This is a genomic window from Streptomyces sp. NPDC057438, from assembly GCF_042802995.1.
Taxonomy (GTDB): domain Bacteria; phylum Actinomycetota; class Actinomycetes; order Streptomycetales; family Streptomycetaceae; genus Streptomyces.
The window spans coordinates 65,702-89,730 of record NZ_JBHVDD010000011.1 but is presented as its reverse complement, the minus strand read 5'-3'; the positions used below and the strand labels follow the sequence as shown (position 1 = coordinate 89,730).

The window sequence follows — 24,029 nt, the reverse complement described above, 5'->3', positions numbered from 1 at the left end:
TTGTAGACGTGTCTGCCGGCCCGGACGTTCCGATCCGAGCCGGTCTCATCGGGCAACTGCGATCAGGTCGGCCGTCGGGTGACCTCGCGTGCCGCTGGAGCGTCGCCATCAGTGATAAGTCGGTCAAATGGGATGATCCACGCATGATGCGAACCGACGGGTATCTCCTCGACCAACGGCGGGCCGAGACGGGCCAGGGCCCCGACGCCTTCGCCACGCTCTTCGACCCCACGACGTTCCGGCACATGGAGGGCTTCGGCCTGGGTTCGGGCTGGCGCTGCTGGGAGGTCGGCGCGGGCGGCACCACCGTGGTCTCCTGGCTGGCCAAGAAGGTCGGACCGACCGGCAAGGTCATCGCGACCGACACCGACATCTCCTGGGCCGTCCCCTCGGTCACCCGCCCCCCGGTCGAGGCCCTCGTCCACCGCCTGGGCGTCGACCAGCCGCCCGGCGACGGCTTCGACCTCGTCCACGCCCGCCTCGCCCTGGCCCACGCACCGGACCGGGAGAGCGCACTGCTGTCCATGATCAGGGCCCTGCGGCCCGGCGGACGGCTCCTGGTCGAGGACGCCGACCCGGCTCTCCAGCCCCTGGCCTGCCTGGAGGAATCAGGCCCCGAGCAGCAGCTGGCCAACCGGCTCCGCGAGGCCGTCCGCGCACTGCTCGCCGAACGCGGGACCGACCCGGCGCACGGCCGCCGACTCCCGCGCCTGCTGCGCGCGGCGGGACTGCGCGGTGTGGAGGCCGACGCGTACTTCCCCGTGGCCTCACCCGCCTGTGCCGCGCTGGAGTCGACGACGGTCGCCCGGCTGCGGCCGGCGCTCGTCACGGCGAACCTGGCCACGGAGGAGGAGATCGACCGGCATCTGGCCGATGTCGCCTCCGGCGCCCTGGACATCGCCGCGCCACCGCTCATCTCGGCCTGGGGCCGGAAGGCGTAGCGACAGGACCAGCCCCGCACCGGCGTGCGGAGATGAGCCGTGAGCAGTGAGGATTGTGCCGTGTGCCGTGTGCCGTGTGCCGTGTGCCGTGTGCCGTGCGCCTGGCCCACGAACCACGCACCCCTGTCCCGCACGGGCACCCGGAAACGTCTCAGCCCACCACCGGCGGCCTCCCTCCCACCTTCTCCACCGCCCGCGCCCCCGCCCCACACCCCTCCGTCGCCGCCTCCTCAGCCTCCGCGCCCGCGAGCAGCGCGGCCAGGAACGCCCCGGTGAAGGCGTCGCCGGCGCCGGTGGTGTCGCGGGGCACTGCGGGAGTCGCCGGAATGCGTGACGCGACACCGCCCCCGCGGGCCACCAGTGCGCCCTCGTTCCCCTGCTTGACCACGACCAGGGGAACGAGACGGCTCAACTTGGCCGCCGCGTCGGCCGGGTCGGGCAGTCCGGTCAAGAGGCTCGCCTCGTCGCGGCTGGGCAGCAACAGGTCGACCCCGTCGACGAGCGAGAGGAAACGGGCCACGCCCAGCCGCCGGAGGAACCCCGCCGACGCGGGATCGACGCTGACCGGCACCCCCCGTGCGCGTGCGGACCGCAGAGCGACGGACACCAGCGCGCGACTCGGTTCCGAGAAGAAGAGATAGCCGGACAGGTGCAGCCGCGCGACCCCGTCGAGCAGCGACGGCGACCAGTCGTCCGGGTCGAGCCGCAACGAGGCGCCGCTGTCGGTGAGGAACGTACGTTCGGCCGCGTCAGCCGTGTCCACCAGGCAGATCACCGTCCCCGTGGCCGCGTGCGGGTCGACGACGAGTTGGGGTCGTACCCCCGAGGCACGCAGCTCCCGCTCGTGCCAAGCGGCCCCGTCCGTGCCCACACGCCCCAGCAGCCGTACGTCGGCGCAGCCCCAGTGGGCCGCCCAGCAGGCCACGTTGGCGCCCGCCCCGCCCGGCAGCGTCCGGATCACGGAGGCCGTGTCGGTGCCCGCCGCCAGCGGGCCGCGGTGCCGGGCGACGACGTCCGTGACGATGTCGCCCACGACGAGCAGCGCCCCGCTCATGTCACGCCCCGGCCCAGGCCGCCGCGATCCGTGACGCGAGCCGTACGTTGCCGCGTACCGCCGCCAGGTTGGCGGTGAGGGAGGCGCCGTCGGTGTGCCGCACCAGATAGCTCAGCAGGAAGGGGGTGACCCTCTGTCCCGTGACGCCCTCCGCCTCGCAGGCCCGCAGCGCCTCGGCGAGCACGCGCGCGTGCAGCTCGGGATCGAGCTGTTCCTCCTCCGGTACGGGGTTGGCGACGATCAGCGCCGACTCCGGGCCCTCGAGAGCGTCCTGCGCCCGCATGACGTCCGCGACCTCATCGGGCGAACGGAGCGTCCACTCCACCGGATGTCCCGAGTCGGAGAGATAGAAGCCGGGGAAGCGCTCCGTGTCGTAACCGGCGACCGCGACTCCGAGCGTCTCCAGACGCTGCAGAGTGGCCGGGACGTCCAGAATCGACTTCACGCCGGCGCACACCACCGTGATCCGGGTGCGGGCGAGAAGCCCCAGGTCGGCGGATTCGTCCTGGGTCGACGTCCACTCCCGGTGCACGCCGCCGAGCCCGCCCGTCGCGAACACCCGTACGCCTGCCAGGGCCGCCAGTTGGGCGGTCGCCGACACGGTGGTCGCGCCGCTCACCCCGGAGGCCACCGCCAGGGGCAGGTCCCGGTGTCCGAGCTTGCGGATGCCGTCCTCGTTCGCGACCCGCTCCAACTGGTCCTTGCCGAGGCCGATGTGGGGCCGTCCGTCGAGGACGGCGATCGTCGCGGGTACGGCCCCCTCCTGCCGTACGACCTCCTCCAGTTCCAGCGCCACCTGCAGATTGCGCGGGCGGGGAAGCCCGTGCGCGATGATCGTGGACTCCAGCGCCACCACGGGTCGACGCGCGTCAACCGCTTCTCGCACCTCTTCGGACACCACCAGCACGCGCTCGCCTCCTGTCTGTCGTTCTTCCCTCATCCCTGGCGGACGGCGCGCCCGGCCAAACCCTTGCGCCCTGTGGTGCAGGACACCAGCCTGAGGTGCATGAAGGAGAACACGACACGTCTCGACCACGTGGTCCTCTGGGTCCGGGAGCCGGTCGCCGCGGCCGGCTTCTACGAAGAGGCCGTCGGCCTGGAGCCCGTGAGGGTGAGCGAGTACGCGGAGGGACGAGCCCCCTTTCCCTCCGTGCGCATCAACGACGAGACCATCCTCGACCTCATGCCGCGCGCCATGGCCGAGACCCTGACCATGGTGCCCGGCGCCGCCGACAGCGCGGGGCACCCGGTCAACCATGTCTGCCTGGCCCTGCCCGGTCACGCCTTCGACGAACTGCGCACCCGTCTCGAGGAGAGGGCGGTTCCCGTCTCCGCCTTCTCCTACGACTCCTTCGGCGCTCGGGGAGCGGCCCGGCGCAGCTTCTACTTCCGGGACCCGGACGGCAACGTGCTGGAGGCACGCCATTACGACTGACCATGATCGGTTTTCGGCCGCTCTCCGCGTACCGGAACGACGCCCGATGACCGATTCGCGCCACGGCCCCGCCCTCGGTGCCCCCTGACGCACCCGCACGGGCCGCACACGGATGCACGAAGCCACCCGTCGCCGCCGTCGCCGTCTCAGTCCCAGACTCAGAACAGGGGCTCCGGAAGCACACCCTCCAGTGCCAGCAGCTTCCGCTTGGTCTCCAGCCCGCCGCCGAACCCGCCGATGCCCCCGTCGCTCTCGACCACCCGGTGGCAGGGCACGACCACGGGCAGCGGGTTCGACCCCATGGCGATGCCGACGGCCTGGGCCGCACCCGGCTGCCCCACGCGCCGCGCGAGATCGCCGTAGCCCACGACCGAGCCGTAACGGACGCCGGACGCCAGCTCGCGCAGCACCTGACGGTTGAACCCCGAGATCAGCGACCAGTCCAGCGGCAGCTCGAAGTCATGGCGCTCACCCGCGAAGTACGCCTCGACCTGGCGTATCGCCTCGGCCAGCTGAGGAGCGGCGGGTGACTCCACGGGGGTGGTGCCCAGGCGGGAGGCGAGCCGGTCGAGGGTCCGCTCGCGCACCGCGTCCGTGGCGTGGAACACGACGTTCACCAGGCCCTCGTCGGTCGCGGCCAGCAGCAGCGGCCCGATGTCCGTGCCGACGACGGCCCACACGACCCGCTGCTCGTCCTGCGCATGGCTGTTCATGCGACCACCGTACGGGGCGCCACCGACAACGGCGCCGGCGTGCGTTCCGGTCCGGGCACGCACGCGTTCGGCGTCGGACCGCGCTCAGCCCTGAGTGGCCTCTCTGACCACGTCGGGTTTGTTGGTGATGATGCCGTTCACCCCGTAGCCCGCCACCCGGCGCGCGTTGGCCGCGTCGTTCACGGTCCACGTGAGGATCTCCAACGGCTTGCCGTGCGGGCCCTCCAGCGCGTGGAGCGTGGCGACGTACGACGCGGAGATGGTCGTGTACGAGGAGTTGATCTGGTCGCTGAACGTCGCGTACTCGGGCAGGTCGGCGATGTCCGGGGTGCCGAGGAGGCCGGTCTTCACCGCCGGGCGCAGTTCGTGCACCCGCCGGACGGTGTCGGCGCCGAAGCTCTGGATCACCAGCCTCTCCATCTGCTCCGCGCCGAGCCAGCCCTCGTTGCCGAGGACCTTCAGGGTCTGCTGCTCGATGCCCGGATAGAGCTGCGGGTTCTTGATCTCCAGGACGAGCTTCTGGTGGTTGCGCGACACACGCCTCATGTACTGCTCCAGCGTCGGCACGCGCGCGCCCGCGTATTCGCTGCCGAACCAGCTGCCCGCGTCCAGGCGGGCGATCTCCGCGGCGGTGAAGTCCGCCACGTTCCAGGGCGCGCGCTCGGGATAGAGCTCTTCGACGTTCGTCGTCCGCGTCAGCGTCGCGTCGTGGAGGACGACGAGCCTGCCGTCCTTCGTCCGCTGGACGTCGTTCTCGACCCACTCGAAGCCCATCTCGTCGGCCTTGTCGACGGCGGCCAAGGTGTTCTCGGGCGCGTAGGCGGATGCTCCGCGGTGCGCGACGACCAGCGGATACTCGGCGTCGGCGGCCGCATGGGCGGCGGAAGTGGGGAGCAGGAGGACGGTGGCCCCCAAGAACGCTGTGGTCGCGGCGGCAACTGCGCGCACGTGCATGCGTACTCCTCGCGTCGAACGATCACGGTCGGTTCAAGACTGACAGCAGAGGGTCAACAGCAGAGGGGCGCAGGATGGCCACGAATTGAATGGAGTTGCCCAAGTCCGCTCACGGGCACCGCACAAGTGAGGCAAGGACGTGTTTCTTTGCCGGAAAATCGTTCGACCATTCCGGTGGGGGTCATACTCTCTGCGACAACCCTGACCGTCGTGACGGCCCCGGGGCGGGGGCACGACAGGGAATCCGACAGGGACGCGACAGGGCGGGAAAGGCAGCCGCGCATGCAGGGCACGGTCGACGGCTTCAGCTACGGACTCGTCACACCGGTGGTGGCCTATCTCATGGCCTGCCTCGGTGGCTCGCTCGGTCTGCGCTGCACCACCAGATCGATGCTCGTGGACGGCCGTCTGCGGATCGGCTGGCTCGCCCTGGGCTCGGCGGCCATCGGCTCCGGCATCTGGACGATGCACTTCGTGGCGATGATGGGGTTCAAGGTCCTGCAGACCCCGGTCGGGTACGACCCCCTGACCACCTTCGCGAGTCTCGCCGTCGCGATCGTCATGGTCGGCATCGGCATCTTCATGGTCACCTCCAAGGGGGCGACCGGGGCGGCCCTCTTCACCGGCGGGACCATCACCGGACTGGGTATCGCCTCCATGCACTACCTGGGCATGGCCGGACTGCGCCTCAACGGGACGCTCGAGTACGACACGGTCACCGTGGCCGCGTCCGTGGTGATCGCCGTGGTGGCCGCGATCGCCGCCCTGTGGGCCGCCGGTCAGGTCCGCGGCTTCCTGTGGAGCGTCGGCGCCAGCCTCGTCATGGGGATCGCGGTCAGCGGCATGCACTACACGGGCATGGCCGCCCTCGACGTCCATCTGCACGGTGCCGCCGCCCCGGCAGAGGGCGCCTCTTCCGCCGGTCTGCTCGCCCCGCTGATCATCGGCCCGCTGGTCTTCCTGCTCCTCGCCGGCGTCGTCGTGATGTTCGACCCGTTCATGATCATGGACAGGTTCCACACGGTTCCGGTCGAGCGGCGGCCCGGCATTCCGGCCCAGGCCACCGCGCACACCTGCCGGCACCCGGAGTACCGCGTCGCCCGGGAGCACCGCGAGCGGAGTTCGCGCACTCCGCAGAACCGCTGACCGGAGCCCGTTGTCAGTGCGGGGTCGTACGGTGGATCCATGCGGCCCGTTTCAAAGATCGAACGCACGGTGGCGCCCCTAGAGGTCGTCAGCCCCTACCAGCCGAGCGGTGACCAGCCCACCGCCATCGCCGAGCTCGCCCAGCGCATCGGGGCGGGTGAGAAGGACGTCGTCCTGCTCGGCGCGACCGGTACCGGCAAGTCCGCCACCACCGCGTGGATGATCGAGAAGCTCCAGCGCCCCACCCTGGTGATGGCGCCGAACAAGACCTTGGCCGCCCAGCTGGCCAACGAGTTCCGAGAGCTGCTGCCGAACAATGCGGTCGAGTACTTCGTCTCGTACTACGACTACTACCAGCCCGAGGCGTACGTCCCGCAGTCGGACACCTACATCGAGAAGGACTCCTCGATCAACGAGGAGGTGGAGCGCCTGCGCCACTCCGCGACCAACTCGCTGCTCACCCGGCGGGACGTCGTCGTGGTCGCCTCGGTCTCCTGCATCTACGGTCTCGGTACGCCCCAGGAGTACGTGGACCGCATGGTCCCCCTGCGGGTCGGTGAGGAGTTCGACCGGGACGAGCTGCTGCGCCGTTTCGTGGACATCCAGTACACGCGCAACGACCTGGCGTTCACCCGTGGCACCTTCCGCGTCCGCGGCGACACCATCGAGATCTTCCCGGTCTACGAGGAACTCGCCGTCCGCATCGAGATGTTCGGCGACGAGATCGAGGCGCTCTCCACGCTCCACCCCCTCACCGGCGAGATCATCAGCGACGACCAGCAGCTGTACGTCTTCCCCGCCTCGCACTACGTCGCCGGCCCCGAGCGCCTGGAGCGCGCCGCCAACGACATCGAGAAGGAGCTGGGGGAGCGTCTGGCCGAGCTGGAGAAGCAGGGCAAGCTCCTGGAGGCCCAGCGGCTGCGCATGCGCACGACGTACGACCTGGAGATGCTCCGCCAGATCGGGTCCTGCTCCGGCGTGGAGAACTACTCGATGCACTTCGACGGCCGCGAGCCCGGTTCCCCGCCGAACACCCTGCTGGACTACTTCCCGGACGACTTCCTCCTCGTCATCGACGAGTCCCACGTCACCGTGCCGCAGATCGGCGCGATGTACGAGGGCGACGCCTCCCGCAAGCGCACCCTCGTCGACCACGGCTTCCGGCTGCCCTCGGCCCTCGACAACCGTCCCCTGAAGTGGGAGGAGTTCCAGGAGCGCGTCGGCCAGACGGTGTACCTCTCGGCGACCCCCGGACAGTACGAGCTGTCCCGCTCCGACGGCCACGTCGAGCAGATCATCCGCCCCACCGGCCTGGTCGACCCCGAGGTCGTCGTCAAGCCCACCGAGGGCCAGATCGACGACCTGGTGCACGAGATCCGCCAGCGCACCGAGAAGGACGAGCGGGTCCTGGTCACCACCCTCACCAAGAAGATGGCCGAGGACCTCACCGACTACTTCCTGGAACTGGGCATCCAGGTCCGCTACCTCCACAGCGATGTCGACACCCTGCGCCGCGTCGAACTGCTGCGCGAGCTGCGGGCCGGTGAGTACGACGTCCTGGTCGGCATCAACCTGCTGCGGGAGGGTCTCGACCTCCCCGAGGTCTCCCTGGTGGCGATCCTCGACGCCGACAAGGAGGGCTTCCTGCGCTCCGGGACCTCGCTGATCCAGACCATCGGCCGTGCGGCGCGCAACGTGTCGGGGCAGGTTCACATGTACGCCGACAGGATCACCCCGGCGATGGCGAAGGCCATCGACGAGACCAACCGCCGCCGGGAGAAGCAGGTCGCCTACAACAAGGCGAACGGCATCGACCCCCAGCCGCTGCGCAAGAAGATCAACGACATCGTGGCGCGGATCGCCCGCGAGGACGTCGACACCGAGCAGCTCCTCGGCACGGGCTACCGCCAGGGGAAGGACGGCAAGGCCGCCAAGGCTCCCGTCCCCGCCCTCGGAGGCAGGACGGCCGGGGCGGCCAAGGGTGGCGCGAAGGAGGCCGCTCCGACCGACCGGCCCGCCGCCGAGCTGGCCCAGCAGATCGAGGAGATGACGCAGCGCATGCGCGCGGCCGCCGCCGACCTGCAGTTCGAGATCGCCGCCCGGCTGCGTGACGAGGTGTCCGAGATGAAGAAGGAGCTGCGGCAGATGAGGGAGGCGGGGCAGGCCTGACGGCCGGGCCGGACGCCGGGGGAGGGGCACACCCCCGGCGTGGATGCGATGTGTTGCAAGACCGACACAAAGTGCCACACAGGCTGCGGCAATGCCGCTGCCGCTGCGTAAGGTGCTGCACATCCGCGGACTCCGCGGAAACAGGGGACAGTTCGAGAGGGGAAACAGCGCGTGACCGTCAACATGACCAAGGGTCAGGCCATCAGTCTGCAGAAGAACGACGGAGGCAGCCTGACCGCGGTACGCATGGGTCTCGGCTGGCAGGCTGCCCCCAGGCGCGGCCTGTTCGGATCCCGCACCCGTGAGATCGACCTCGACGCCTCCGCCGTGCTGTTCGCGGACAAGCAGCCCGTCGACGTCGTCTTCTTCCGCCACCTGGTGAGCGACGACGGCTCCGTCCGCCACACCGGCGACAACCTCGTCGGCGGCGCGGGACAGGGCGGCGACGACGAGGCGATCCTCGTCGACCTGGCCCGGGTGCCGGTGCACATCGACCAGATCATCTTCACCGTGAACTCCTTCACGGGCCAGACCTTCCAGGAGGTGCAGAACGCGTTCTGCCGTCTGGTCGACGAGACCAACGGCCAGGAGCTCGCGCGCTACACCCTCGCGGGCGGCGGCCAGTACACGGCCCAGATCATGGCCAAGGTGCACCGCGCGGGCGCGGGATGGCAGATGACCGCCATCGGCACACCCGCCAACGGGCGTACCTTCCAGGACCTGATGCCGGCGATCCTGCCGGTTCTCTAGGCGAGCACGACGCATCACGCGGTGAGCCACACAGGGGGAAGAAGTCGATGACGGCCGAGCTGGTCCGGGGGCAGAACCATCCGCTGCCCGAGGCCCGACTGGAGATCCGCGTCTCGGCCGGCACGCCGATCGTGGCCGGGGTCACCCTCGGCGACGAGGGCGGCCGGATACAGGGTGTGGAGTGGGTCGCCCATCCGGGCGCGCCCACTCTGCCGGGCGTCGAGGTGCCCAGACAGGCGGCGGCCGACCACCGCCTCGCCGTGGACCTCGACGCCCTGGCTTCGTCCGTGCACCGGGTGACCGTGCTGCTGGCCCTGCCGTCCGGCAGCGGCGGCCCGGCCAGGTTCGGTGCCGTCGCCGCCCCCTTCGTCGCGGTCACCGGCCTCGACGGCACCGAGGTCGCCAGCTACACCATCACCGACCTGGAGCCGGAGTCGGCGGTCATCGCCCTGGAGCTGTACCGCAGACAGGGTGTGTGGAAGGTCCGCGCGGTCGGCCAGGGGTACGCGGGCGGCCTCGCGGAGCTGCTCGCCGACCAGGGGCTGCCGCAGGCCCAGCAGCTCGCCGGCGGCATCCACGAGGCCGTGCTCCAGGGCCTCGCCCGTTCGGTGGCCGCGCCGCCGCCCCGCGTCGCGGACGCGGACCGCCCCCGCCGGACGGCCGCTCCCGCGCAGGGCCCCGACCAGACCCACGGGGGTTCGGCACCCCAGGGGCTGCCCGGGACCACCCCGCCGCAGCAAGGGCACACGCCGGGTTCCCCGTACGGCGCCACACCCCCCTACGGCTCCTCGCCCGACGCCACCCTGCCCGACCACGCGTCGCCGCAGCTCGGCGGCCCCGCCCCGGCCGACCCGTCCGCCGGGACCCAGCCCGCCGCGTCCACCAGCGGCGCACCCGTCAACTACAGCCACCCCGGCCGGCAGACCACCGCACCGCCGCCTCCGCCGCCGACCGCGCCACCGGCCCGGCCGGGAGAGCCCGCGCGGCCCGTCGCCGGTGACGCGACCGGCTGGTCCATGGAGGAGCGGCTCTACAACCAGGTGTGGGGCATGTTCGAGGACCTCGCCCGCACCACCGCCGCGTATCGCAGCGCCGTCGACTTCGCCGAGTCGCGCATGGAACAGGAGCTGGACAAGGCCCTGTCCGACCCGCGCAGCAGGATCGGCGGACAGGGCGACGCGGTGCGCGAGGCCGCCCGCGCCAAGCACGCCCAGCTCGTCGACCGGGCCAGGGAGGCCCTCGACCGCGACCTCGCCCAGCTCCGGGCCGAGGCCGAGGTCGTCGAGCCCGCGCTGCCCCCCGCCTTCGCGAGCTGGGACAACCCGGTCTGGCACGGCTACCGGGTGCCGATGGAGATCCCGATGGCGCTGCGCCTGGGCGACCTCCGCCTCCCGGAGAGCGAGGACGTGCGCATACCGATGCTGGTCCGGCTGCCGCTGGAGCGCGGCCTGTGGATCGACAGCGGCCGCTCCGGCTCCCGCGACTCGCTCGCCGACTCCGACGAGCTGCGCCGCCGGGCGCTGGACACCGCAGTGGCGCTCGCCGCGCGCCTGCTCGCGGTCTACCCGCCCGGCGAGTTCACCGTGCACGTCGTCGACGCGGCCGGGGCAGGCGTGTCCGCGCTGGCACCGCTGGTGGGGGCCGGTGTGCTGGCCGGGCCGCCCGCCGCCGGAGCCGCGGGCGTCTCCGACCTCCTGGGGCGGCTCACCCAGCGCGTCGACCTCGTGCAGATGGCGGTGCGCGGCGGCGCGGCCGACGCCCTGCCCCCCGGCTTCGACACGGCCGAACAACTGCTGATCGTCAACGACTTCCCGCACGGCTTCGACGACCGCGCCGTCACCCAGCTCCGCTATCTCGCGGACGAGGGCCCGGCCTTCGGCGTCCATCTGATGATGGTCGCCGACCGTGAGGAAGCCGCCGCCTACGGGCCGTTGCTCGACCCGTTGTGGCGTTCGCTGATGCGACTGACACCCACCCCCGACGACCACCTCGCCGACCCGTGGGTCGGGCACGCCTGGACCTACGAGCCGTCGAACATCCCGCCCGGCAGCCGGGTCATGCAGGACGTCCTCGCCCGCGTCGCGGAAGCCCGCCGTTCCTGGAACCGGTGAAACACCTCCGTACCAAGCCCGCGTAAAGCCGCCTGACCTGCTGGTTTGATGCTTTCTTTGCCTGTCCCTTTACCTGTTCTTGGTGATTGGGGTACTCTTTTGGTGCGGAGGGGAGTACTCCCTGCTTGCTGCGGCGTACCCGTCAATACGGATCAATCCTGATCCCGGGGCGTCGGCCCGGCGGCACCAGGCGTTGTGGAACGCCCTGGAGGACCGGGTGGAAGAGACCTCCGGTAGCGATGACGCTGCTATGTGCCGTTACGTACTGCCGGAGGCGCAGTGGATGTTTCGACGACCCTTTGGGTCCTGACAGTCGTGGGCCTCGCCGCCCTCATCGCGGTCGACTTCTTCATCGGCCGCAAGCCCCATGATGTGTCCATCAAGGAAGCGGGCATCTGGACGATCGTCTGGATCGTCCTGGCCGCTCTCTTCGGACTCGGGCTGCTCGTCTTCTCCGGCGGCCAGCCGGCCGGAGAGTTCTTCGCGGGCTACATCACCGAGAAGTCCCTGAGCGTCGACAACCTCTTCGTCTTCGTACTGATCATGGCGAAGTTCTCGGTGCCCACGCAGTACCAGCAGCGGGTGCTGCTGGTCGGTGTGCTGATAGCCCTGGTGCTCCGCGCCATATTCATCGCCGCGGGCGCGGCGATCCTCGCCAGCTTCGCCTGGGTCTTCTACATCTTCGGCGCGTTCCTGATCTACACCGCCTGGAAGCTCATCCAGGAGGCCAGGGCCGAGGAGTCGGACGAGGACTGGGAGGAGAACAAGCTCCTCAAGGCCGCCGAGAAGCGCTTCGGTGTCGCCGACCGGTACCACGGCACCAAGCTGTGGATCGAGCAGAACGGCAAGCGCGTCATGACGCCGATGCTGGTCGTGATGCTCGCCATCGGCACCACGGACATCCTCTTCGCGCTGGACTCGATCCCGGCGATCTTCGGCCTGACCCAGGATCCGTACATCGTGTTCACGGCCAACGCGTTCGCGCTCATGGGCCTGCGGCAGCTGTACTTCCTGATCGGCGGACTGCTGAAGAAGCTGGTCCACCTGTCCTACGGACTGTCGGTCATCCTCGGCTTCATCGGGGTGAAGCTGGTGCTGCATGCCCTGCACGAGTCCGGGGTACACGTGCCGGAGATCTCCATCCCCGTGTCGCTGGGCGTGATCTGCGCCGTCCTGGTCGTCACCACGATCACCAGCCTGATCGCCTCCAAGAAGCAGGCGGAGGCCGAGGCGGCGTCGCAGAAGGTCGACGGCACCGAGAAGGACAGCATCGAGGCCTGACACAGGCCCGTACCGCACAGCACTCTCTGATGGGGCCCCGCACGACGGAGACGCAGTTCCCAGGCGTCCACCGGCGTGCGGGGCCCCTGCACGTCTGAAAAGGATCACCGTATGCTCGCTCGGCTCCGGTCGCTCACGACACGATGGACCGATGTCGTCCCGGTGGCCGCGGTCGTCCTGCTCGCTCTCACCTGGGGACGTGGTCTGCCCCCCGGGGCCGTCGCGCTGGTGACAGTGGTGCTCGCGGGAGCCGTCCTGGCCGCCGTCCACCATGCCGAGGTCGTGGCACACCGCGTCGGTGAACCGTTCGGCTCCCTCGTCCTCGCCGTCGCCGTCACCATCATCGAGGTCGCCCTGATCGTCACCCTGATGATCGACGGCGGTGACAAGAGCGCGACCCTCGCCCGCGACACCGTCTTCGCCGCCGTGATGATCACCTGCAACGGCATCGTCGGCATCTGTCTGCTGGTCGCCTCACTGCGCCACGGACTCGCGGTCTTCAACCCCGAGGGCACCGGTGCCGCCCTCGCCACGGTCGCGACCCTGGCCACCCTCAGCCTGGTGCTCCCCACCTTCACCACCAGCAAGCCGGGCCCGGAGTTCTCCACCGCGCAACTCACCTTCGCCGCACTGTCCTCACTGGCCCTGTACGGGCTGTTCGTCGCGACACAGACCGTGCGCCACCGGGACTACTTCCTGCCCATCACCCGCATGGGCGAGGTGATCGCCGAGGACGACCACGCCGAGGCACCCTCGGCCCGCACCGCGAAGATCAGCCTCGGCATGCTCGGCCTCGCCCTGGTCGGCGTGGTCGGCCTGGCCAAGGGGGTCTCGCCCACCATCGAGTCCGGCGTGGACGCCGCGGGCATGCCGCACGCCGTCGTCGGTGTGATCATCGCGCTGCTCGTACTGCTGCCCGAGACCATCGCCGCCCTGCGCGCGGCCCGCCGCGACCGCGTCCAGACCAGCCTCAACCTCGCCCTCGGCTCCGCCATGGCCAGCATCGGCCTGACCATCCCGGCCGTCGCCCTGGCCTCCGTCTGGCTCTCCGGACCGCTCGTCCTCGGCCTGGGCTCCACCCACATGGTGCTGCTCGCCCTCACCGTCGTGGTCGCCTCGCTGACCGTCGTCCCCGGACGCGCGACGCCCCTGCAGGGAGGCGTCCACCTGGTGCTGTTCGCGGCGTACCTGGAACTGGCGGTCAACCCGTAGACCGAGGCCGTGGCGCGAGCCCTGGGCACGGGCAGGCGGCGCTCACCCCGCGGCGGCCTCCGCCTCCGCCGCCGTCGCCAGCGGCACCGGCCGGGTCTCCGGGAGCAGCGCGAAGCAGCCCAGGCTCAGCACCGCGATCCCCGTCAGATACGCGCCCACACCCCAGGGCACACGCCCGCCCTGCGCCAGGGCGGTGGCCACGATCGGGGTCAGGGCGCCGCCCAGCACCCCGCCGAGGTTGTAGCCGACGGCGGCGCCCGTGCAGCGCACCCGGGGCTCGTACAACTCCGGCAGGTACGCGGCGACGACGGCGAACATCGTGACGAACGCGAGCATCGCCACCAGGAAGCCGAAGAAGATCAGCAGGGGTTCACCGGTCGCCAGCAGCGCGACCAGCGGGAACATCCACAACACGGTGACGCCGCAGCCGACCAGACACATCGGGCGCCGCCCGTAGCGGTCGCCGAGCACCGCCGCCACCGGCGTCAGGGCGCCCTTCACCACCACGGCCGCCATGACACAGGTCAGCATGACCGTCCGGCTGACGCCGAGCCGCTCGGTGCCGTAGGCGAGGGACCAGGTCGTCACCGTGTAGAACACCGCGTACCCGATCGCGAGCGCCCCGGCCGTCAGCAGGACCAGCCGCCAGTGACCGCGCACGACCTCGGCGAACGGCACGCGCGCGGGCTCCTCGATCCGCAGGAACTGCGGGCTCTCCGTGAGCGAGGACCGCAGCCACAGCCCCGCCACGGCCAGCACGCCCGCCGCCCAGAACGGCACCCGCCAGCCCCAGGCGGCGAACTGGGCCTCCGTCAGGGCCGCCGACAGCGCCAGCATCACCCCGTTGGCCAGCAGGAACCCCACCGCGGGCCCGACCTGGGGGAAGCTCGACCAGAGCCCGCGCCGGTCGGCCGGCGCGTGCTCCGCCGTCAGCAGCACCGCCCCGCCCCACTCCCCGCCCAGCCCGAGCCCCTGCAGGAAGCGCAGCACGAGAAGGAGGAAGGGGGCCAGCACGCCGATGGAGCCGAACGTGGGGACACAGCCGACCGCCACGGTCGCGCCGCCGGTCAGCAGCAGCGACGCCACGAGCACCGGCCGCCGCCCGTGCCGGTCCCCGATGTGCCCGAACAGCACCGAGCCCAGAGGCCGCGCCACGAACCCGACCCCGAAGGTGGCGAAGGCGGCGAGGGTCCCGGCCAGGGGCGAGAACGTCGGGAAGAACAGCGGCCCGAGGACGAGCGCCGCCGCCGTCCCGTAGACGAAGAAGTCGTAGAACTCGATGGCCGTCCCGGCGAGCGAGGCGGACGCGAGGCGCAGCATCGACGGCGGGCTCACGGTGCGTGCTGGGTGCATGCCACCTCAACTACCCACGGTGACAAGCCGTTACGGGGGCGTGCGGAGGCACGCGCGAGGTCACTGTGTCCCGGGAGGCGTCAACGGCCCTCAGTAGGTCACGGTGATGCGCCGAGCGGGACCGTCCACCCGGATCACGCCCCCGTAGGGGATGACGAACTGCGGATCCGTGTGCCCGAGATCCACGTCGAAGACGATCGTGGCATCGGGAGCGTACGTCCGCATGGCGCGCAGGACGGCCTCCCGCTGTCCGGCCGTGTAACGGGCCGCCTCCTGCGGGGTGGTGGGCCGCTCCAGGGACCACGCCTTGGGGCGTCCCATCAGCAGCGCGGAGAACCGGTGGAGCAGGCCGCGCTCGCCCATGTTGCGCAGGGTGCGGAAGACCTCCTCGCCGCTCGGCAGTTCCTCCGAGGTTTCCAGGAAGAGCACACCGCCGTCGAACACGGACAGGTCGCGCGGTATCTCACGGTCGGCCATCAGCAGCCAGCCCAGGATCTCCAGACAGCCGCCCCAGCTCCGGCCCTGCACCACACGGTCGGCGTTCACCCAGGTCCATCCGGTGCCGGGCACGGTGTCCGGCTCCGTGTCGAAGGTCGCCGGGTCGGCCCAGTCCCGGTCGATGTCGTTGAAGCGCTCGGCCGGCCGCAGTGCGTAGGGCCCGGAGGTGAACAGGGCGGCGCGCAGGGAGTCCGCGGTCAGCGGGTCCATGGCGACGGACCTGCCGAGCGCGGTCATGACGGTGCCGCCGTGATAGCCGACGATTCCCGTGGCGTACAGGAACGCCAGCAGGTTGGTGTTGTCGCTCAGTCCGAAGAACGGCTTGGGGTGGGCCCGCAGCAACTCCCGGTCCAGCAGCGGCAGCACGGTGATCTGGTCGTCGCCGCCGATCGACGTCAGCACCGCCTTGACGTCCGGGTCGGCGAAGGCGGCATGGATGTCGTCGGCCCGCTGCCGCGGGGTGGACCCCATCTTCCGGGTCGTCGGGTACTCGACCGGTTCGAGGCCGTACTCCTCCCGCAGTCGCCGCAGCCCCAGTTCGAAGGGGCGCGGGAAGAGTCCGGGCAGGCCGGCGCCGGGCGAGAGGACGGCGACACGATCACCGGGAGCGGGCTTCGGCGGGTACGAGGGCATGGTCATGCGGGGAGGGTACGGCCTCCTGCCGTGCCGTTTCACCGTGATAAACCGGGGTCGAGCAGCGGTCCTCGCCGGCCCGCGCACCCGACCGGACCGGAGGAACCGTGCCCCGCAGCCTGGCCCACGCCCCGATCATGATTCTCAACGGCCCCAACCTGAACCTCCTGGGACAGCGGCAGCCCGAGATCTACGGCTCCGACACCCTCGCCGACGTCGAGGCGATGTGCGCCGGGGCGGCGGCCGCCCACGGGGGCACGGTGGACTTCCGGCAGTCCAACCACGAGGGCGAACTCGTCGACTGGATCCACGAGGCACGGCTCCACCACAGCGGCATCGTCATCAACCCCGGCGCCTACTCGCACACGTCCGTGGCGATCCTCGACGCGCTCAACACCTGTGACGGGCTGCCCGTGCTGGAGGTGCACATCTCCAACATCCACCGGCGGGAGGCGTTCCGGCACCACTCCTACGTCTCCCTGCGCGCCGACGGGGTCATCGCCGGCTGCGGGGTGCAGGGCTATGTGTTCGGTGTGGAGCGGGTCGCCGCGCTGGCGGGGGAGGGCAAGGCGCAGGCGTAGAGCTCCGTCACCGGGGTGCGCGGCCGGGCCGGGACCGGCCCGGCCGGTGACGCGGAGGGCAAGCCCGGTCTCCGTGTGGCCGCCTCCTACAGACGGCCCGCCTCCACGATCCGGCGCAGGAACCGCCGTGTGCGTTCCTCACGCGGGTCGCCGAAGACCTGCTGCGCGCTGCCGCGTTCCAGCACCACACCGCCGTCCAGGAAACAGACCTGGTCGGCGACATCGCGGGCGAAGCCCATCTCGTGCGTGGCCAGCACCATCGTCATGCCGTCGGCCTTCAGGTCACGGACGACGTTCAGGACCTCGCCCACCAGCTCGGGGTCGAGCGCCGCGGTGATCTCGTCGAGCAGCAGCAGCCGGGGGCGTACGGCCAGGGCGCGCACGATCGCCACGCGCTGCTGCTGACCGCCGCTGAGCTGGTCGGGGTACGCGCCCGCCTTGCCGGTCAGCCCCAGCCGGTCCAGGAGTCCGCGGGCGCGTTCCTCGGCCTCCGCCCGGCCCACGCCGTGCACCCGGCGCGGAGCCAGGGTGATGTTGTCCAGCACCGTCATGTGCGGGAACAGGTTGTACGACTGGAAGACCACACCGATGCGGCGGCGTACCGCGTCCTGGTCGACGCGCGGGTCGGTGATCTCCTCGCCGTCCAGCCAGATCGCCCCGTCGTCGATGTCCTCCAGGAGGTTGGCGCAGCGCAGCAGCGTCGACTTGCCCGAGCCGGAGGCGCCGATCAACGCGGTGACGGTGTGCGGGGCGACCTCCAGGTCGACGTCCCGCAGCACGACCGAGCCGCCGAACGTCTTGCGCACGGCCTCCATCCGCAGCACGGGGGACTCCGCGGCTGCGTCCACGGTCTCCGGGGTGCCGCTCATGTCGTTCCTCCCTGCGCCCGCTGCCGGTCCATCCGGGCCGTGACCCAGTCGGTGAAGCGGGTCATGGGGATGGTCAGGGCGACGAAGACCAGTCCCGCGACGATGTAGGGCGTGTAGTTGAGGCTGCGGCCGACGATGATGTCGGCGGCGCGTACGGCGTCGATCGCGCCGCCGATCGAGACCAGTCCGGTGTCCTTCTGCAGTGACACGAGGTCGTTGAGGAGCGGCGGCACCTGGCGGCGTACCGCCTGCGGGAGCACCACGTGCCGCAGTGCCTGCCGGTTCGTCAGGCCCAGCGAGCGGGCCGCCGCGCGCTGCGAGGGGTGCACCGACTCGATGCCGGCCCGGAACACCTCGGCCACGTACGCCGAGTACGTGAGCGTCAGCGCGGTGCCGCCGAGCAGCACCGGGTCGACGGTCACCCCCTGGAGCCGGAGCGCCGGGACGCCGAGGACCACGATCATCAGGTTGATGATCAGCGGCAGACCGCGGAAGAAGTCGGTGTACGCGGCGGCGAGCGCCCGCAGGGGGAAGAACACCGGGCCGCGCAGGGTGCGGGCGACGGCGATCAGCATCCCGAGGACCAGGACGGCGACACCGCAGACCAGCAGCAGCCGGACGTTCAGCCACAGCCCTTCGAGCACCTTCGGGAACGCCTCGCGCGCGTACTCGGCGCTGAAGAACGTCTCCCTGGTGCGCGGCCAGCCGGGGGCGTTGACCACGACCAGATACAGGACGACGGCCGTGACCAGGGTCGACAGGGCGGCGACGCCGGTGGCGCGGCGGGCCCGGTCGCGCCGGTAGCGCTCCCGGTCCAGTCGTCGCCGTGAGGGGACGTAACCGTCCTCCCCGCCGGACATGTCGCCGTCGCCGCCAGCGTCCTCCTGCCCGGACTCCTGCTCGGCGACGGTCACTTGAGCACCGGGGCGTCCACGGCTTCGGAGAGCCACCGCTGCTCGGCCTTCGCCAGCGTGCCGTCCTCGCGCAGCGCGTCCACGGCGGAGGTCACGCAGGACGTGAGGGCGCTGCCCTTGTCGAGGACGAGCCCGAACTGCTCGGGGGTGCCGCCCTGGTGCTCGAACTGACCGACGACCTTCGCGTCCGTCACTTCGGCCCCCGTGATGTAGAACGCGGTCGGCAGGTCGACCACGATGGCGTCGATCTGGCCGTTCTTCAGCGCGGACTTGGCCTGGTCGTTCTTCGCGTACGCGGCGGCGTCCCGGGTCGGCTTCACCACGTCGTCGATGTAGTCGAGGCTGGTGGTGCCCACCTGGGCGCCCAGATGCAGCTTCCTCAGGTCCGTGATGCTCGTGGCCTTCGCGGCCGCGGAGCCCTTCAGCGCGACGACGGCCTGGCGCACGTCGTAGTAGCCCGAGGAGAAGTCCACGGCCTTCCTGCGTTCGTCGCTGATCGAGACCTGGTTGAGGTCGAAGTCGAAGGTCTTCGCGCCCGGCGCGTACGCCTTGTTGAAGGGCACGCTCTGCCAGACGACGTCCTGCTTCGCGTAACCGAGCCGCTCGGCCACGGCGTACGCGACGGCCGACTCGAACCCCTCACCGTTCTTCGGGTCGTCGTTCCTGAACCAGGGCTCGTAGGCCGGTTCGTCGGTGGCGACGGTCAGTTTGCCCGGGGTCCTCGTGTCCAACTCGCCCTTGGCGCAGGACGCCCCGGACGCCGAGGCGGAAGCAGAGCCGGAGGCGTCGTCCTCCGGCTGCGGGGCGCAGCCCACCGCGACGGCGGCGAGCAGGGCGGCTAGGGCGGCGGAGGCGGCACGGCGCGGGGAACGCGAGGCTCGCAGGACGGGAGGCATGGCGTGAGATTGACAGCGGGACGTCCTGTTTGTCGAGGTCACATGGGTAACTGTCCGCATTCTGGGAACGCGTGTTGCCTTCCTGTGAACGCGCTTTCCCGTGTGCCGGGCGGGGCCGCCGGCCGAGGGCGGGGATGGGTGGCCGGCGGCCCGTCCGCGCGGGAGCCGTCATCCCGTGCGGACCTGCTTCCAGTGGACTACGCCACGGCGCACGCCGGGAGCGCGCGCGGGATGTCGGCGCGTGTGTTCGATTCACACGGGGCGCGCGACGGTGGGCGCACGCCCCCTTGTCGGCCGCTTCACCAACTGCCGTACACCGCTCAGGAGTTCACCAGCCCCGTGCGCGCCACTCCGGCAGGTGCGGGCGCTCCGCGCCGAGCGTGGTGTCGTTGCCGTGGCCCGGGTAGACCCAGGTCTCGTCCGGCAGGGCGGCGAAGATGTTCGTCTGCTCGACGTGGATCAGACGGGCGAACGTCTCCGGATCCTTGCGGGTGTTGCCCACCCCGCCCGGGAACACGCGGTTGCCCGGGAGAGCGCTCCTGACCTTGTTGGCGTGGTGTCGTCAGGGTGAGGCCCTTTCCGGCGAGGCGGCCGTCAATGACGTTGCTGCGGTGCTGGATCTGGCGGAGGCCTTTGTGATGGTGCGCATCAAGGGGTCCTCACCCTGCTGGTGCAGCAGGTCCTGGCCGAACCGGCCTGGGTGAAGAAGCTGAGCGACGAGGACCGGCGAGGCCTGACCGCGCTGTTCTGGTCCAACGTCAATCCGTCGTGGCACCTTCCGCCTGGGCATGAGCAAGCGCCTCGACCTGGGGCCGGCGGCTGCCGTATCCCGCTCCCGCGCAGCGGCGGCCATCGCCGAGCGATCGAATGCGCAGACGCGATGAGCCGTCGCGGGGCCGCCGGCGGCCCGCCCGGGCGGGAAGAGGCCGAGGTGAGCAGAGCGTGCGGCATGCGTCCGCGGACGCGCCCACGTCCCTGGGAGCTACGGCGCTCTCCGGTCCGGCGGTCCGGGTCCGCTACGGGAGGGGGCGCTCTGTCATCTGCTCGATCGCGGTTGCCTGGGACCAGACCGCTTGCCACTGGCCGTCTGCGTTCTCATAGGTGTCGGTGTGCCAGTAGCTCGCGCGGGGTATCCGGTGGTGCTTGAAGATCACCTCCAGTGTGGCCCGGTAGCGGATGACGGCGGCGTTCCCGTGAATGCGGACGTCGATGGGGCCGGGTTCCCATTCCACGTAGTCGATGTCTCCGGTCGCGATCGCCTGGAGGTAGGCGTCCTTGGGCAGCACGTGGCCGACGGGGGTGACGAGCTGGAAGTCGGGTGCGTGCAGCTCGGAAGCGGCACGGATGTTGCCTGCGACGAGCGCTCGGAGCCTGGCCCGCTCGACGTCGCGGATCTGCTCGGCGATCGCACCACCGGCCGGGACGGCCGCTGTCTGCGTCATGGGCTTTCACTCCTGGTGGGTTGAGAGGCCAGGCACTGAGTGCGGAACCCAGATGACCAGCTAAATTGGACTCATTGACGCTGGGAGTCCATTGCGTCAGGATCACAGCATGGCAGACGACCGAACGGAACACATCCTCGATGCCGCACTGACCGCCTTCTGTCAGTACGGCTACGGCAAGACCACCATGCAGGACGTGGCCCGTGCCGCCGGGATGTCCCGGGCTGCCCTGTACCTGCATTTCCCCAGCAAGGAAGATCTCTTCCGGGCAGGGTCCCGCCGGGCGCACTCCCGGGCGCTCGGCGCGGTGGACACGGCTCTCACCCAGCAGGGCGATGTGCTGTCCCGAGTCGATGCCGCGATGGCCGCCTACTTCGGGGGACTCCTGGCACAGATCTCGTCGAGCGTGCACGGCGGGGAAGTCCTCGATGCGAGTCTCGACGTCGCCGGGGACATCGCCGGCGAGGCCCATGCGGCTCTGGTCGTCCGGCTCGCCTCCGCGCTGCAGACCGCCGCGGCAGCGGGAGAAGTGCAGTTCTCGACCTCCGACGCGACCGCCGAGGACATCGTGCTTCTCCTCCTCGCGGTCGAGGACGGGCTGAAGAAGACGAGCGCGGACCCGCAGGTGCGGCAGCAGCGGAAGGCGTTGTTCCTCCGTCTGGTGCACGTGGGAATCGAGCCCTGCGTCAGCTCCTCACAGAAGGCGACGCCCTGTGATGACGTCACTGCACTGCCCGCGCCCGTACCCGACACCCCAGGAGCCCACCATGGCGCCCCAGGGTGACCCGACCGTCCCCCCCGGGTGGTCGAGATGATTGTGAGCACGACCACGGGCCGGGTCCGGAGGGCTCGTGCCCTGGGGGAGCGTGAAGCGATCTCCCATGTCGGACCAGAGCGTCACCTCATGTGATGGACGGGGCAGCCCAGGAGGGGACGTGACGATCCTTGCTCACCAGCGCCTCGCTTGAGGAAGCGCAGAGTGGTGTCACGTGACGGCAGGGGGATCTCGCGCATGCCCTGGGACTACGGGTGGGTTCAGGGGGGTGTGAGGGTGTCGAGCCGGGCGGCGAGGTCGGGCGACGAGGTCGGCGGGGTCGTCGTGGGCGAGGGCCGCGTGGAGCTTGTTGAGCGGGCGGCGGCGGGCAGGTCGGTGAGGGCGGTGATCTGGCCCGCGATGCGGCGCAGGTCGGCGGCGTTGGCGCGGGCCCAGGCGGCGGTGGTGCGTTCGGCGGCCCGGGCCTGGCGGGTGGCCGTCACGCGCTGCTCGCCGGTGGTTCCGACAGGGCCGGGGCGGCCGCGCAGGTAGCGGCGTTCGGCTGCCTGGCGGCTGGCGACGCCGAGGGAATGGGCGAGGTCGGCCCAGCTGGCGCCCGCGTCGCGTGCGGTTTCGATCAGGTCGGTCTCCCCTCCGGCGAGCAGCTCGCGCACCTGCCGCAGCAGCATCAGAGAGCCACCAGAAGGCGCTGCCGAGCGTGTACAGGCCGGCCACCCACGCGGGGACGATGCGGCGGCGCCAAGCCACAACGAGCGAATTCTCAGGCAGATGGCACGTCCTTGGCACGCCTCTCGTGCTCGCGCAAACGGGTGCGGATGCGCTCTGCCTTCGCCGGGGTGAGGCTGGCGGCATGGCTTCCGTCCGTGGTCGTACACCCGCCCGACGAGGACGGCGGGCGGCGGGCCGGAGGAGTGGGGCTACCACCAGGGAGACAACCATGACTGTCCGTACCTACGTGTCGACGACTGTGCGGAACGACCGTGTCGAGGAGGTTCTCCACGCGCTGGAGAACCTGGATCCGGATGCGATCGTGGCATCCGTCAACCGCTCGGACGCTCCCGACGTCCCCGCCGGGGTATCGGTATCGCTGAACGGTGACGCCCGTGAGGCGGTGAAGAAGCAGCTCGATGCGATTCCCGATCTGGAGTGCGAGATTGACGTGCGGGACACCGAGGATCTGTGAGCCGGACATGCGGATGGCCTCCCCGCCCGGTCTTGGTGACCAAGCGTGGGGCCATCCGTCACGGCGGCCAGGAAGACTCAGCGGTTACCTGCTTCGTGCGTAGGGAGCCAGGCGTTGTGCGCCCGCCCGCCCGCCCGCCCGCCCGCCCGCCCGCCCGCCCGCCCGCCGACCCGAAGCCGGAGCTTCTTGCCGAGGCAGCGCAATCTGAAGAGTGGGATCGTGCCGGGTAGCCCTCGAAACTGATCATGGGTCGGCGGTCCGTCTGCAACCCGCCTGGCCTTAGCGCACGATCTGGCACAGATGTTCCTCACCTCGCGGTGACTGCTGCCGGCGTCCGTGACGGAGCTCTGGACACCAGCCGTCCGTGAGGCAAGACACTGCCCGAGCGTCGACGGGCCTGAACGCGCGACCGCCCCCGCTTCGGTTTCGAAAAGGGGGCGGTCGTGGTCGGACGGGTTACCAGCCTCGCGCGCGCCACTCCGCGAGGTGGGGCCGCTCCGTGCCGAGGGTGGTGTCGTTGCCGTGGCCGGGGTAGATCCACGTCTCGTCGGGCAGGACGTCGAACACCTTGGTTTCCAGGCCGTCCATCAGGGAGTTGAACTCTTCCGGACGTGTTGTCCGGCCAGGGCCGCCCGGGAAAAGACAGTCCCCGGTGAACACGTGCGGGTGCCCGTGCGGGTCGTCGTAGACCAGGGCGATCGAACCCGGTGTGTGGCCCACCAGATGGCGCGCGGTGAGTTCCACGCGCCCGACCCGGATGACGTCGCCGTCGCCGACGGGGACGTCGGTGGCCACCGGGATGCCCTCGGCGTCGTCCCGGCCCGCGTACGTACGGGCGCCGGTGGCCGCCACGACCTCGGCGAGGGCCTGCCAGTGGTCGCCGTGCTGATGGGTGGTGACCACGGACGCGATCCCGTCGTCGCCGATCAGGGTGAGCAGGGTGCCCGCGTCGTTGGCGGCGTCGATCAGCAGCTGCTCGTCGGTGGCCCGGCAGCGCAGCAGGTACGCGTTGTTGTCCATCGGGCCGACGGCGACCTTGGAGATCATCAGGTCCCGCAGCTCGTGCACATCCGCAGGACCGCCGACCTTCACCGCTCCGCTGTACGTCATGGTGGCAGC

Annotated in this window: 22 protein-coding genes and 2 pseudogenes; 11 read left to right on the top strand and 13 right to left on the bottom strand. The window is 70.7% G+C overall.

Features of this window, described 5'->3' with window-relative positions:
• The first annotated feature begins 143 nt into the window (after positions 1 to 143).
• The gene (locus ACFU5F_RS09540) at positions 144 to 941 is read left to right on the top strand and encodes a methyltransferase domain-containing protein (protein WP_383884359.1); all 798 of its coding nucleotides are present in this window, start codon (positions 144 to 146) and stop codon (positions 939 to 941) included.
• Between the two features lie 151 nt (positions 942 to 1,092).
• Here the strand turns inward: ACFU5F_RS09540 and ACFU5F_RS09535 are convergent, their stop codons facing one another.
• On the bottom strand, positions 1,093 to 1,995 hold the full coding sequence (locus tag ACFU5F_RS09535; RefSeq protein ID WP_383884357.1) for a carbohydrate kinase family protein: 903 nt from the start codon (positions 1,993 to 1,995) through the stop codon (positions 1,093 to 1,095).
• 1 nt (position 1,996) lies between these two features.
• Positions 1,997 to 2,935 (bottom strand): pseudouridine-5'-phosphate glycosidase, encoded by a 939-nt coding sequence (locus ACFU5F_RS09530; RefSeq protein WP_383884354.1) that lies wholly within the window; start codon positions 2,933 to 2,935, stop codon positions 1,997 to 1,999.
• Between the two features lie 66 nt (positions 2,936 to 3,001).
• Here ACFU5F_RS09530 and ACFU5F_RS09525 point away from each other — a divergent pair, with 66 nt between their 5' ends.
• Positions 3,002 to 3,430, top strand: coding sequence for a VOC family protein (locus ACFU5F_RS09525; RefSeq protein ID WP_383884351.1), 429 nt, complete (start codon positions 3,002 to 3,004; stop codon positions 3,428 to 3,430).
• 158 nt (positions 3,431 to 3,588) lie between these two features.
• Here ACFU5F_RS09525 and ACFU5F_RS09520 read toward each other — a convergent pair whose 3' ends face one another.
• On the bottom strand, positions 3,589 to 4,143 hold the full coding sequence (locus tag ACFU5F_RS09520; RefSeq protein ID WP_383884348.1) for a methylated-DNA--[protein]-cysteine S-methyltransferase: 555 nt from the start codon (positions 4,141 to 4,143) through the stop codon (positions 3,589 to 3,591).
• 84 nt (positions 4,144 to 4,227) lie between these two features.
• On the bottom strand, positions 4,228 to 5,097 hold the full coding sequence (locus tag ACFU5F_RS09515; RefSeq protein WP_383884345.1) for a glycerophosphodiester phosphodiesterase: 870 nt from the start codon (positions 5,095 to 5,097) through the stop codon (positions 4,228 to 4,230).
• Between the two features lie 282 nt (positions 5,098 to 5,379).
• Here ACFU5F_RS09515 and ACFU5F_RS09510 point away from each other — a divergent pair, with 282 nt between their 5' ends.
• The 6 genes from ACFU5F_RS09510 to ACFU5F_RS09485 all read left to right on the top strand — a co-directional run bounded on the left by ACFU5F_RS09510 (position 5,380) and on the right by ACFU5F_RS09485 (position 13,766).
• Positions 5,380 to 6,243 (top strand): MHYT domain-containing protein, encoded by an 864-nt coding sequence (locus tag ACFU5F_RS09510; RefSeq protein WP_383884342.1) that lies wholly within the window; start codon positions 5,380 to 5,382, stop codon positions 6,241 to 6,243.
• Positions 6,244 to 6,282: 39 nt separating this feature from the next.
• Positions 6,283 to 8,412 (top strand): excinuclease ABC subunit UvrB, encoded by a 2,130-nt coding sequence (gene uvrB, locus ACFU5F_RS09505; protein WP_383884339.1) that lies wholly within the window; start codon positions 6,283 to 6,285, stop codon positions 8,410 to 8,412.
• Between the two features lie 171 nt (positions 8,413 to 8,583).
• Positions 8,584 to 9,162, top strand: a complete 579-nt coding sequence (locus ACFU5F_RS09500; RefSeq protein ID WP_383884337.1) for a TerD family protein — start codon at positions 8,584 to 8,586, stop codon at positions 9,160 to 9,162.
• A gap of 47 nt (positions 9,163 to 9,209) precedes the next feature.
• A complete protein-coding gene (locus tag ACFU5F_RS09495; protein WP_383884334.1) occupies positions 9,210 to 11,273 on the top strand; it encodes a TerD family protein in 2,064 nt (687 codons plus the stop codon).
• 279 nt (positions 11,274 to 11,552) lie between these two features.
• Positions 11,553 to 12,554 carry a TerC family protein gene (locus ACFU5F_RS09490; RefSeq protein ID WP_383884331.1) on the top strand — a complete coding sequence of 334 codons (1,002 nt, stop codon included), beginning with the start codon at positions 11,553 to 11,555 and terminating at the stop codon, positions 12,552 to 12,554.
• A 111-nt stretch (positions 12,555 to 12,665) separates the two neighbouring features.
• The gene (locus ACFU5F_RS09485; RefSeq protein WP_383884328.1) at positions 12,666 to 13,766 is read left to right on the top strand and encodes a calcium:proton antiporter; all 1,101 of its coding nucleotides are present in this window, start codon (positions 12,666 to 12,668) and stop codon (positions 13,764 to 13,766) included.
• Between the two features lie 42 nt (positions 13,767 to 13,808).
• Here the strand turns inward: ACFU5F_RS09485 and ACFU5F_RS09480 are convergent, their stop codons facing one another.
• Entirely contained in the window at positions 13,809 to 15,086 is a 1,278-nt protein-coding gene (locus ACFU5F_RS09480; RefSeq protein WP_383884459.1) for an MFS transporter, read from the bottom strand.
• 123 nt (positions 15,087 to 15,209) lie between these two features.
• Complete coding sequence (locus ACFU5F_RS09475; protein ID WP_383884325.1) at positions 15,210 to 16,256, bottom strand: S66 peptidase family protein; 1,047 nt, start codon at positions 16,254 to 16,256, stop codon at positions 15,210 to 15,212.
• Between the two features lie 101 nt (positions 16,257 to 16,357).
• On the opposite strand from ACFU5F_RS09475, the gene aroQ reads away from it, so the two are divergent.
• On the top strand, positions 16,358 to 16,831 hold the full coding sequence (gene aroQ, locus ACFU5F_RS09470; protein WP_383884322.1) for a type II 3-dehydroquinate dehydratase: 474 nt from the start codon (positions 16,358 to 16,360) through the stop codon (positions 16,829 to 16,831).
• Between the two features lie 86 nt (positions 16,832 to 16,917).
• Here the strand turns inward: aroQ and ACFU5F_RS09465 are convergent, their stop codons facing one another.
• From ACFU5F_RS09465 to ACFU5F_RS09445, 5 genes and pseudogenes are all read right to left on the bottom strand, one after another.
• The gene (locus tag ACFU5F_RS09465; protein WP_383884319.1) at positions 16,918 to 17,700 is read right to left on the bottom strand and encodes an amino acid ABC transporter ATP-binding protein; all 783 of its coding nucleotides are present in this window, start codon (positions 17,698 to 17,700) and stop codon (positions 16,918 to 16,920) included.
• Positions 17,697 to 18,614 carry an amino acid ABC transporter permease gene (locus ACFU5F_RS09460; RefSeq protein ID WP_383884316.1) on the bottom strand — a complete coding sequence of 306 codons (918 nt, stop codon included), beginning with the start codon at positions 18,612 to 18,614 and terminating at the stop codon, positions 17,697 to 17,699. Before ACFU5F_RS09460 ends, ACFU5F_RS09465 begins: the two co-directional genes overlap by 4 nt.
• Positions 18,611 to 19,510: an ABC transporter substrate-binding protein gene (locus ACFU5F_RS09455; protein WP_383884313.1), complete on the bottom strand. Its 900-nt coding sequence runs from the start codon at positions 19,508 to 19,510 to the stop codon at positions 18,611 to 18,613. Before ACFU5F_RS09455 ends, ACFU5F_RS09460 begins: the two co-directional genes overlap by 4 nt.
• 328 nt (positions 19,511 to 19,838) lie before the next feature.
• Positions 19,839 to 20,036: pseudogene (locus ACFU5F_RS09450) on the bottom strand (MBL fold metallo-hydrolase); the annotation flags it as partial.
• Between the two features lie 490 nt (positions 20,037 to 20,526).
• Positions 20,527 to 20,952 (bottom strand): nuclear transport factor 2 family protein, encoded by a 426-nt coding sequence (locus tag ACFU5F_RS09445; RefSeq protein ID WP_383884311.1) that lies wholly within the window; start codon positions 20,950 to 20,952, stop codon positions 20,527 to 20,529.
• Between the two features lie 109 nt (positions 20,953 to 21,061).
• On the opposite strand from ACFU5F_RS09445, the gene ACFU5F_RS09440 reads away from it, so the two are divergent.
• Positions 21,062 to 21,736 (top strand): TetR/AcrR family transcriptional regulator, encoded by a 675-nt coding sequence (locus tag ACFU5F_RS09440; protein ID WP_383884308.1) that lies wholly within the window; start codon positions 21,062 to 21,064, stop codon positions 21,734 to 21,736.
• A gap of 251 nt (positions 21,737 to 21,987) precedes the next feature.
• On the opposite strand, the pseudogene ACFU5F_RS09435 reads toward ACFU5F_RS09440, so the two are convergent.
• Positions 21,988 to 22,602: pseudogene (locus tag ACFU5F_RS09435) on the bottom strand (type III effector protein).
• A 62-nt stretch (positions 22,603 to 22,664) separates the two neighbouring features.
• Here ACFU5F_RS09435 and ACFU5F_RS09430 point away from each other — a divergent pair.
• A complete protein-coding gene (locus ACFU5F_RS09430) occupies positions 22,665 to 22,910 on the top strand; it encodes a hypothetical protein (protein WP_383884305.1) in 246 nt (81 codons plus the stop codon).
• 456 nt (positions 22,911 to 23,366) lie between these two features.
• Here ACFU5F_RS09430 and ACFU5F_RS09425 read toward each other — a convergent pair whose 3' ends face one another.
• Positions 23,367 to 24,020 (bottom strand): MBL fold metallo-hydrolase, encoded by a 654-nt coding sequence (locus ACFU5F_RS09425; protein ID WP_383884302.1) that lies wholly within the window; start codon positions 24,018 to 24,020, stop codon positions 23,367 to 23,369.
• Positions 24,021 to 24,029 lie beyond the last annotated feature (9 nt).